Source organism: Streptomyces sp. NPDC023723 (assembly GCF_040639815.1).
GTDB lineage: Bacteria > Actinomycetota > Actinomycetes > Streptomycetales > Streptomycetaceae > Streptomyces.
Genome location: NZ_JBFAAP010000074.1, coordinates 21330 through 31312 on the forward strand (window position 1 = coordinate 21330; position 9983 = coordinate 31312).

The window sequence follows — 9983 nt, forward strand, 5'->3', positions numbered from 1 at the left end:
CCGCTACGTTGAGCGAACCGCGAATCCCCGCTGGGGGGTATGCCTGCGCGGGCCGCAAGGCCGTCAAAGGCGTCAAAGATCATTTCGGAACCGGGGGGCAGTCCATGGCCCGTGAGCGAAACATCGCCCTTGCCGCACTCCTGCGCGAAGCGGGCTGGTCCCAGCCCCAAGCAGCCGCCGCCGTCGCTCGGGTGGCCGCGGAGAGCGGCGCACGCGAACTGGAGGCCGTCTCCCGCTCGCACATCGCCATGTGGATCCAGGGCACGAAACCCAGCGGACGAGCGCCTCATATCCTGCGTGAAACGCTCTCCCGCAGGCTCGGCCGACGCCTCACCCTCACCGACCTCGGGCTGGAAGACGGGCCGACCGGCCCGACCGACAGCAGTTCCGACTGGAGCGTCGACCCTCTGACCGTGCTGGCCGAGCTGGGAAGCGACGATCTGGACATGCACCGACGCAAGCTGCTGGCGACCACCGCCTACTCGGCCGCCAGCCTCACCCTGCCCGCCGCACCGTGGTGGGCAGCCGCCCCGGCCACCGCGGCAACACGCCCAGCAGTTTCCTCCCGGCTGGTGACACAGGCCGACATCGACGACGTCCGCCACCTGACCGCCTTCTACTCCGCGCGGGACCAGCAACGCGGAGGAGCCTCCGGCCGCTCGGCCCTGGCCGGTCATCTGCGCGACGAAGCGGTGCCACTGCTGGGCAGCAGGTTCCGAACCGAACGGCTGCGCCGGGACACGTACGCGGCCGTCGCCGAGATGACCTACCTCGCCGGCTGGATGGCGTTCGACGCCTCCGAACACCGCACCGCCCAGCGCTACCTCACCCTCGCCGCACGCATCGCCGCCGAAGCCGCAGACGGACCGCTGGGCGGCCACATCCTGCGCGCCCTCGCCCACCAAGCGGTCGACCTCGGACACCCACGCAGGGCCCTCGACCTGGCCGACGCCTCCATGTCCCAAACTCACTACGGCCAGGCCGGCGCGCGCGAGAAGGCCCTGCTCGCGATCGTCCACGCCCGCGCCCTGGCCGCCGACGGCGACCGCCCCGGCACCCTCGCGGCCATCAGCCGCGCGGAGAGAGACCTCACACACGCCGACAACGAAGACGCCCCCGGCCGCGTCGGCTTCTTCCAAGAAGCCTCCCTCGCCCACGAGACCGCCTGCGCCCTGCGGGACCTGGGCAGCGCCCGCGACGCCGAAATCCACTTCCAGCACAGCGTCGCCACCCGCCGCCGGCAGCAGTACGCCCGCACCCACAGCGTGACCCTCGGCTACCTCGGCGCCGTCCAGGTCCAGCAAGGACGCCTCGACGAGGCATGCGGCACCTGGGCCCAGGCACTCGACGCCATGACCGGCGTCCAGTCCGGCCGCGCCCGCGACGTCATCGTCCGCATGCAGAGCGACCTCTCGCCCGTCCGACAGCGCGGAGGCCGCCGCGTAGCCGAACTGGACCGCCGCGCACGAGAGATGCTGCGGACCATAGGCTGACCGCGAAGCACACCCGTTGCTTCGCACGACGGCTGCCGAACGCGCAACTTTGAGGGAGAGGAACGAGCCCCGATGACGACGTACGAGGTCGAGTCGATCGCAACAGTGGTCGGCGGCCACACACGCGTTCAGGACGACTACCAGGCTGGAGTCGAATCGGTCATCCGGCTCAACGACACCTACCCCCTCGAAACGCTGCAAGGCATCGAGGAGTTCTCCCACCTGACGGTGACGTGGCGCTTCCACCTGGCGCAACCGGAGGACGTCCAACTCCACGCCCGCAGCCCCCGGGGCAACCCGCAGTGGCCGGCGACCGGAACCTTCGTTCACCGAAACCACCGACGCCCCAACCAGCTCGCCGTCAGCTACCCCAAGCTGCTCAGCGTCAAAGGCCGCGACCTCCTGGTGACGGACCTCGACGCGGTCGACGGAACGCCGGTCGTGGACCTGGCCCCGTACTTCCAGGAGATGGGCCCCCGAGGAGCTGTCCGCCAGCCGGTCTGGCCGGGCGAGATGCTCGCAACCTACTGGTGTGACGCGTCGGAACGCCCGTAGACAGGCTTGCTGCGGTACCTCGACGCCGGCCCCGCCGGGGGCGTGCAGCACGGCCTGCTCGCGAGCAGAACGGGGAGCAGGCCGGCCGGTGCGGCAGTCCTCGTCGAAGAACCACGCCCGGCAGACGAAGCCGATTCGCCGCCGGCGGTCGCAAAAGACGGCCCAGCCCATCAGCACGCCGCCTGCGCCTGGAGAGGCCGAGACGGCAGGGTGATCGTCCCATCGGACAGCAGACCACCGGGTGTCCTCGAAGAACAGCGCCCTGGTGCACAGCGCGTTTCTTCTCTGCTCTTTCGTCATCCGCATGGGTCTGTTTCCACGTCGAGGATCACCGGCAGATGGTCAGAGACAGCCCGCGCCTGGGGCGTGTCGTATGTGCGGTACGCGGTCACCTGCAGGCCGGCGACAAGGCCATAGTCCAAGCACCACGGGACAGGCTCATTCGGGTAGAAGTAGCCGACGGTGGGGGCTCTCTTCTCGCCTGTCAGTACTTGAGGGTCACCCCACCCGGAGTTGAGCAGAACGTCGAGAGCACGCGAGTCGACTCCACCGAATTCACCATTGGGCAAAACGATCCGATACCGCGAGTGCAGGTTGTTCGGGACGAGAGACCAGCTCTCCGGTTCCCTGTCCGGGGTGTTCAAGTCCCCCAGGAGGATCGCGCGCGGCGGTACGCCAGAAAACTCACCGCCGTAGTCCGTCAGCCACCGCGCCTCGTGCAGACGTACATCGCCATCGACGTAGCTGAAATGTGTGCCGAAGGCGAGGAAGTCGCAGCCGTCATGGTCCCCGGCTGCGACGGGTCGCAGCCGTGCCCGGATCAGGGCGTGATGGAACACCTCCCTGCCCAGGACTCGTCGGCCGATCAGCCGCAAGCGAGACGGCCGGTACAGCAGGGTGGTGTAGTTGCGCCCATCGCCGATGCGGGAGGGCGCCATAGCGACCGGCGTCAGGCCCAGCTCGTGTGCCGTCCACCACAGACGCCGTTGGTCGTCCTCGTCCCATCGCGTGCACTCAGGAAGGCACAGGATGTCGGGGGCCAAGTCGGCAAGGATCTTCATCTGCGTGCGCAAGCGCGACTCGTCGGCGCCATCCAGGCCGCCGAGGTACAGGTTCCAGGCCACGGCACGCAGCTTCATTCGGCGCCTCCGGTCACAACGCTGCAGGTCACAGACCAACCCTGGCTCGGGCGCCGCGAGATCGTCCGCGCGGTCTTCCGGTCTGGAGCGTCAGCCGTGGGACAGGGGGGTGCGTGCCGGCACATGGTGGTGGTCCTTCCAAGGCTCACTGAGAGGGCGGTGGACAGAGCTAGACAGAGCGCAGGATGGTGACCCACACGTCCTTGCCGTGGGCAGTGGACGAGCAGCCGTATCCGTCGCTGAACTGCTTGATCAGCCTCAGCCCGCGACCGTTTTCGTCACTGGCGCCGGCCAAAACGGGTACCGGGTGCCGGGGGTGGGGGTCACTGACCGCGAGGAAGATGCCGTCCGGGGTGCGCGTGAGGACGACTCTGACGGGAACCGAGGGCTCGTCCTCTTTGCGGGCGTGCTGGAAGGCGTTCGTCAGCAGCTCAGACGCGGTGAGAGTGGCTCGCCACTCCAGTTCCTGCAGGTCCCACAGGCGTAGGCACGCGCTCACGACGTCGCGAACGGCCGAGACGACCGCGGCTGTCAGAGCAATGTCAATCTCGCAGGTGCCGGAGCGCGCTCGAATCCTCGCACTTGCACCCTGCGCGATGGGCTGTTGCGCCTCCATCAGATCTGCCTTCACGGGAGCCCCTCGTTCGACGAAGTCTCTACAACGGGCGCCAGATGCGGTGTGTACTGGGGTGGCGGCCGTCAGCAACCATGGAGCCAGGCCGACAGGAACGTGTACAGATCTTGATTCGGAAACCTCAATCTTCCGTTTCGCAAGCAAGGACAGCCCATGCCCAGACCTGAGAAGCAGTTGAGCCCGGAGGCGTCTCCGCGTGACTGGTTCGGCCACGAACTGCGGACTTGGCGCAAGCTGCGCGGCCCCCTCACTCACGCCGAGTTGGGTGTAAAGGTGCAGGTCAGCGGCTCTCTTCTTGAGAAGATCGAGAAGGGTACTGCCACCTGCTCGCAGGACTTGGCCAGGCGCCTCGACGAGTTCTTGGAGACTGGTGGTGTTCTCACCAGGGCATGGGGCATGGTGTTCGGGCAAACGGAAAAACCCCGCCCTGAAACGGAAAGTACACCTTTTGGTGGGGTGGGCATTTCGGTTCAGGTGCAGGGAGGCGGCACCCTGGACAGCGCTCGTACAAGAACGTCAAGTGAGAGCCCTGCCTCTGTGGACCGTCGTGCCTTCCTCACCGCGAGCGGCCTTGCCGCCATCACCCCCATAGATCTCGTCCGTCTCGTCACCCCAACAGCCCCCCGGGAGGTCCCCGCGCAGATCAGCCCGCGCGAGATCGGGCAGTTGAAGTCGCTGGCTGATGTCATCCATCGGCAAGACAACGAGCACGGAGGCGGTGGCGCGGTACGAGAACTCGCCCGCGGCGCCATCATGTGGGGGGCGGGTTTGCTGCCGGTGCCCTGCTCCGAGACACTGCGCCCCGAACTCCTGGCCTCCGTAGCCCGCTTGGGGATCGTTGTCGGCGCTTCGCAGTTCGACGCGTATGCCCACGACGATGCTCGCGTCAGTTTCCGGCTCGCCGCCGAGTGCACAGAGGAAGCCGGAGAATGGCACCTACGGGCCAAAACGTACTCGTTCATGGCACGGCAGGAGATCTGGGTCGGAGACCCGGATACGGGCCTCACTCACGCGGAGAAGGGTCTGGTGCGCTCTGACCGACTCACCGCAACCGAACGAGCCATGTTGCATACCGCCCGGGCTCGCGCCTTCGGGAAGATGCGCGACGTGGCCAACACCCTGCGCGCGGTCGGAGAAGCCGACGCGGCGTTCGAGCAATCCGACCCGAAACAGGACCCGCCGTGGATGGCCTACTACGACTACGCGCAGCACCACGGCGACACCGCGCACGCCCTGTTTGACCTCGCTGTCCACGCGGACGAAGATCCTGGGCAAGCGGCCCGCCGCTTCGACATTGCGGTGAAGGGGCACGGCAATGCCTTTGCCCGCTCTCGGGCCATTTCCCAGACGAAGCTCGCTTCCCTGGTCATGGCCAAGGGCGACGACCCACGGCAAGCGGTCGTGCTCGGCCATCGGGCCCTGGACGATGTCGGCAAGCTGACCTCGTGCCGGGCCGCCGATGATCTGCGTGAACTTGCCCGGTTCGCGGGCCGGTACGGGAGCCTTTCTGACGCCCGGGACCTGCGCGAACGCATCGCGACTACGGTGCAAGCGTGAACACATCAATCACACCCGACCGAGGAGTACTAAAGGCGGCGTGCCTGGCTGCCGGCCTCGATGCCACTGAGGCCGAGCCGATCCGGATCGCTGAGAACGCCATATGGCGTCTGCCCAAGGGAGTAGTGGTGCGCATCGCCCGGCCAGGCCAGTCCGCTGCTGCCGCGCGCGAGGTGCAGGTGGCACGCTGGCTTGCCGCAGAGGAGGTGCCCGCCGTGCGCGCCCTCGACTTGCGGCAGCCGGTAACGGCTGACGGGCACCCGGTGACGTTCTGGCAGGAGCTTCCGCCCCACGAGGTCGGAACTGTCGCCGACGTCGTCGTGCTCCTCAAACTACTGCACGCCCTACCGAAGCCAGATCTGCCGCTCGGCGAGCTGGACCCATTTGTCCGGCTGACTGAGCGCATTGACGCAGCGAGCACGCTGTCCGATGGCGACCGGCAGTGGCTGCACGGCCGGCTAGAAGACCTCAGGGGCCAGTGGGCTTCCAGACCGAAGGGGCTGCCGGAGTGTGTAGTGCACGGGGATGCATGGGTCGGCAATGTGGCGCGCACGAAGGCCGGCCCGTTGCTTTTGGACTTCGAGCGCGCTTCGTTCGGTCCTCCCGAGTGGGACCTGGTGTCGACCGCGGTGAAACTCACCACGACGGGCGCGGTGTCCGCGCTGGAGTACGCCGCTTTCTGCGAGTCCTACGGCATTGATGTGACGCAGTGGGAAGGGTACGACCTCCTCGCCGGTGCACGAGAGTTGCGTATGGCAACGTACGCAGCTCAACACGCCGCCACACATCCGGAATGGCGGCACGAGGCGCAGTATCGCGTTGACTGTCTGCGGGGCCGGGCTGGGGCACCGCCGTGGCACTGGAAAGGGATCATGTAGCCCGAGAGCAGGTCTATGTGGAAGCTGCTCGCGTATCTGACAAGTCGGCTAGAGGCTGCTATGTCAACCCGCACTGTGCCTCATTCTCGACTTGAGCGTGGGCTGACCACTAGGGTCCGTCTTCGAAGATCATCCGGGTCGTAGATCATGGTGCCGTGGTACGTCGTCACGAACTCACTGACCAGGAATGGAGGTTGCTCGCTCCGCTGATCCCTCGGGCCGCAACGGGGCGGCCCCGCGTGGAGGACCGCCGAGTCATCAACGGGATGGTCTACAAGATCCGCACGGGTATCTCCTGGCGTGACCTGCCGGAACGCTACGGGCCCTGCCAGACGGTCACGCGCACTCCGCTGCCGACCAGCTCCCTGCCTCACGGCGGCTGCAACCGCAGGACAGAGCGACAGCGTGATTCCACAACGGCCCGACCAACGGAGGCGTCATCGCCCCCTCCGCTCCAGGGACTTTTCAGGGACTTTCAGCGCTGTCCAAGGGACTTCCGAGGGACTTTCCGCTACCTAGCACAGCAAGCTCCTGAAAGCCCGGAAAGGGCCTCCGACGCAGGTCAAAGGCCCTTTCTGAGGTAAAGCCGCAGGAAGCGACAGACAAGTTAGCCTGTACCAGTGGAACAGTTCCGCCTCGGTGTCACCGGAGTACTACTCCGTGGTGATCATGGGGTCGCTGCTCGCCGTCGTTCCCCTCATCCTCGCCTTCGTGCTGCTCCAGCGTTTCTGGCGCAGCGGACTGACCGCCGGAGCCGTCAAGTGAGTCCGCACGTCCCTGGTCCCGGCTTCCGGCCCCGCGCGGCCGTGGCCATGTCGCCGGCCGCGGCCGAGGCCGTCCTCGACCCGGAGTCCCGCACCGCCCTGGGCACGCTCTGCGACCTCGCCCCCTTCCCCGTCCTGGACGACCTGTCCACCCCGCGCGCGAGGTCCGTCCTGGCCGGCGTCGACCTGCTGGTGACCGGCTGGGGCTGCCCGCCGCTGGACGCCGGGGTGCTCGCGGCGGCGCCCCGGCTGCGGGCGGTGGCACACACCGCGGGCAGCGTCCGCGGCCATGTCACCGACGCCTGCTGGGAACGCGGCATCGAGGTGTCCTCGGCCGCCGCGGCCAACGCGGTGCCAGTGGCCGAGTACACCCTCGGGATGATCCTGCTCACCGGCAAGCGGGCGCTGGAGCAGGCCCGCGCCTACCAGGCGACCCGGCGGCGCGACGACTGGCTGCGCACCCCGCGCACCGTCGGCAACCACCGCCGCACCGTCGGCATCCTCTCCGCCTCCCTGATCGGCCGCCGCGTCATCGACCTGCTGCGCCCGCACGACCTGGAGGTGCTGCTGCACGACCCGTACGTGCCGGCCGCCGAAGCGGCCGGCCTGGGCGTGGAACGCGTCGAGCTGGCGGAGCTGTTCGCCCGCAGCGACACCGTCAGCGTGCACACCCCGCTGCTGCCCGAGACCCGGGGCCTGGTGAGCCGGGCGCTGATCGACTCGATGCCGGACGACGCCGTGCTGATCAACACCTCCCGGGGGCCGGTCGTCGACCAGGACGCGCTGACCGACGCGGTGCGGGCCGGCCGGGTCCGGGCCGTCCTGGACGTCACCGACCCCGAGCCGCTGCCGCCCGGCCACCCCCTGTGGGACTGCGAGAACGCCCTGATCACCCCGCACCTGGCCGGTTCGGTCGGCAACGAGTGGCGGCGGCTGGCCGACCTGGCCCTGGCCGAGATCGCACACTGGGCGTCCGGCGCGGGCTTCCGCCATCCCGTACGACGCGAAAGGCTGGCCTTCCTGGCATGAGCATCCCGTTCGAACTGCCCGCCGAAGACCGGGCGTCCAGCCCGTACACCGGTTACACCCGCGCCCACTGGGAGGCCGTGGCCGACGGGCTGCTGGCCGCCGCGTGGCGGTGGCGCACCCCGGGCGGCGCCCTGCTCGACCTGCCGGGGCGGCCGTCCCGGTCGGGGACCCGCTCGGACGGTCTGGAGGGCTACGCCCGTACCTTCCTGGCCGCCGCGTTCCGGGTGGCGGGCGCGGGCGGCGCCGACCCGCACGGCTGGCTGGACCGCTACGCCGAGGGCCTCGCCGCGGGCACCCGCACCCCCGGCCGGGACGACACCGAGTCCTGGCCGCTGATCCTCGACCACGACGTGCGGGGCCAGCCGATGGTCGAGTCGGCGTCGGTCGCCCTCGGCCTCCGGCTGACCGCGCCCTGGCTGTGGAAACGGCTCGACGCCGACGTCCAGGACCGGGCGGCGCAGTGGCTGCGCGGAGCGCTGCGGCACACCCCGGCCCCCAACAACTGGTACCTCTTCCCCTACACGGTCGCCGGTTTCCTGGAGTCGGTCGGGCGCGGTGACGCCGAGACGGCGGCGGCCCGGCAGCGGGCGCTGGAACTGCTGGAGGGCTGGTACCGGGGCGGCGGCTGGTACGCGGACGGCGACGGCCGCGCCTTCGACCACTACAACGGCTGGGCATTGCACCTGTACCCGGTGCTCGACGCCCACCTCGGCGGCGACCCGGAGGCCGGCGCCCGCTACGGCGAGCGGCTGCGCGCGCACCTCGACGGCTTCGCGCTGATGTTCGGCGGGGACGGGGCGCCGCTGCACTTCGGCCGGTCGCTGACGTACCGGTTCGCCGCGTCGGCGGCGGTCGGCCTCGGCGCGCTGACCGGGCACACCCCGCTCGCACCGGGCGTCTCCCGGCGGCTGGCCAGCGGCAGCCTGCGGTACTTCCTGGACCGCGGCGCACTCACCGCCGACGGGCTGCTCGGTCTCGGCTGGCACGGCCCGCACGACGCCGTCCTCCAGTCCTACTCCGGTCCCGCCTCCCCCTACTGGGCGTCGAAGGCGTTCGTGGCGCTGCTGGCACCGGCCGGCCACCCGCTGTGGACGGCGGTGGAGCAGCCGGCCCCGGTGGAGCGGGCCGACCGGGTGCTGTCCCTGCCCGCCCCCGGGCTGCTGGTGCAGGCGACCCGCGCGGACGGGATCGTACGGCTGCACAACCACGGCAGTGACCATGTCCGGCCGCACGAGGGCGAGACGGCGGCCGAGGACGACCCGCACTACGGGCGGCAGGCGTACTCGACCCGGACCGGGCCGACGGCGCCCGGGAACGTCGCCGACAACCACCTCTGCGTCGAGGTGGCCGGCCGGCCGAGCGTGCGCCGGCGTCTGCACCCGCTGGGTGCCGGGCACGGCGACGGCTGGGGCTGGGCGGCGTCCTGGCACCGGCCGGTCTTCGCGGCCGGGCCCCCGATGGTGCCGGGGCTGCGGGTGGACAGCGTGACGGTGGCGGTGGGGGCCCGCGAACTGCGGGTGCACCGGGTGAGCGGGGCGCCGGCCGGGACCCGGGTCACCCAGACCGGGTGGGCCACCGGCCCCGACGAGCCGCTGGTCTCGTCCCTGCACGGCCTGCACGGCTTCGACCCGGACCCCGAGCCGCTGCGCGCCCCGCAGGGCACCGCGTACACCCGCTGGGCGGAGGTGCCCCGCCTCACCGGTACGGCGCGGGGCACGACGCTGCACGTCTGTCTGGCCGCCCTCGGCGCGGCCCCGGGGCCGGGTCCGCTGCCGGCGGCCGTCGTGGAGTGCACGGCGGACGGCACCACGGGGCTGGAGGTGACCTGGGCCGACGGCGGCGGGCGTACCCGGGTCGGCTTCGATCCGGTCCGGGTCACGCACCAGGCGGGCTGAGCCGGGGGGGGGGCGGGGGGGCCCCCCCCGGGGGGGGGG

Annotated in this window: 10 protein-coding genes and 1 pseudogene; 8 read left to right on the forward strand and 3 right to left on the reverse strand. The window is 70.0% G+C overall.

Translation table 11 applies throughout. From position 1 onward, the window contains the following. The first annotated feature begins 104 nt into the window (after nucleotides 1-104). Nucleotides 105-1493, forward strand: coding sequence for a Tat pathway signal protein (locus tag AB0G32_RS37175; RefSeq protein WP_361174237.1), 1389 nt, complete (start codon nucleotides 105-107; stop codon nucleotides 1491-1493). A 72-nt stretch (nucleotides 1494-1565) separates the two neighbouring features. Beyond that, on the forward strand, nucleotides 1566-2048 hold the full coding sequence (locus tag AB0G32_RS37180) for an SAM-dependent methyltransferase (RefSeq protein WP_361174240.1): 483 nt from the start codon (nucleotides 1566-1568) through the stop codon (nucleotides 2046-2048). 296 nt (nucleotides 2049-2344) lie between these two features. On the opposite strand, the gene AB0G32_RS37185 is transcribed toward AB0G32_RS37180, so the two are convergent. The 3 genes from AB0G32_RS37185 to AB0G32_RS37195 are packed head-to-tail and all read right to left on the reverse strand — an operon-like array spanning nucleotide 2345 to nucleotide 3818. After that, complete coding sequence (locus AB0G32_RS37185; protein WP_361174243.1) at nucleotides 2345-3187, reverse strand: endonuclease/exonuclease/phosphatase family protein; 843 nt, start codon at nucleotides 3185-3187, stop codon at nucleotides 2345-2347. Then, nucleotides 3184-3312 carry a DUF5999 family protein gene (locus tag AB0G32_RS37190; RefSeq protein ID WP_361174246.1) on the reverse strand — a complete coding sequence of 43 codons (129 nt, stop codon included), beginning with the start codon at nucleotides 3310-3312 and terminating at the stop codon, nucleotides 3184-3186. Before AB0G32_RS37190 ends, AB0G32_RS37185 begins: the two co-directional genes overlap by 4 nt. 44 nt (nucleotides 3313-3356) lie before the next feature. Beyond that, nucleotides 3357-3818: an ATP-binding protein gene (locus AB0G32_RS37195; protein ID WP_361174249.1), complete on the reverse strand. Its 462-nt coding sequence runs from the start codon at nucleotides 3816-3818 to the stop codon at nucleotides 3357-3359. 156 nt (nucleotides 3819-3974) lie between these two features. On the opposite strand from AB0G32_RS37195, the gene AB0G32_RS37200 reads away from it, so the two are divergent. The 6 genes and pseudogenes from AB0G32_RS37200 (at nucleotide 3975) to AB0G32_RS37225 (ending at nucleotide 9944) form a co-directional block, all read left to right on the forward strand. Beyond that, nucleotides 3975-5378 (forward strand): helix-turn-helix transcriptional regulator, encoded by a 1404-nt coding sequence (locus AB0G32_RS37200; protein ID WP_361174253.1) that lies wholly within the window; start codon nucleotides 3975-3977, stop codon nucleotides 5376-5378. Continuing rightward, complete coding sequence (locus AB0G32_RS37205) at nucleotides 5375-6256, forward strand: aminoglycoside phosphotransferase family protein (protein WP_361174256.1); 882 nt, start codon at nucleotides 5375-5377, stop codon at nucleotides 6254-6256. The genes AB0G32_RS37200 and AB0G32_RS37205 overlap by 4 nt, the downstream gene beginning before the upstream one ends. A gap of 155 nt (nucleotides 6257-6411) precedes the next feature. Continuing rightward, nucleotides 6412-6840, forward strand: a complete 429-nt coding sequence (locus AB0G32_RS37210; RefSeq protein ID WP_361174259.1) for a transposase — start codon at nucleotides 6412-6414, stop codon at nucleotides 6838-6840. Between the two features lie 28 nt (nucleotides 6841-6868). Then, nucleotides 6869-7021 (forward strand): annotated as a pseudogene (locus AB0G32_RS37215) (carbohydrate ABC transporter permease); the annotation flags it as partial. Beyond that, nucleotides 7018-8049 (forward strand): hydroxyacid dehydrogenase, encoded by a 1032-nt coding sequence (locus tag AB0G32_RS37220; RefSeq protein ID WP_361174262.1) that lies wholly within the window; start codon nucleotides 7018-7020, stop codon nucleotides 8047-8049. The pseudogene AB0G32_RS37215 and the gene AB0G32_RS37220, both read left to right, overlap by 4 nt. After that, nucleotides 8046-9944, forward strand: a complete 1899-nt coding sequence (locus tag AB0G32_RS37225) for a DUF2264 domain-containing protein (protein WP_361174265.1) — start codon at nucleotides 8046-8048, stop codon at nucleotides 9942-9944. Before AB0G32_RS37220 ends, AB0G32_RS37225 begins: the two co-directional genes overlap by 4 nt. Nucleotides 9945-9983 lie beyond the last annotated feature (39 nt).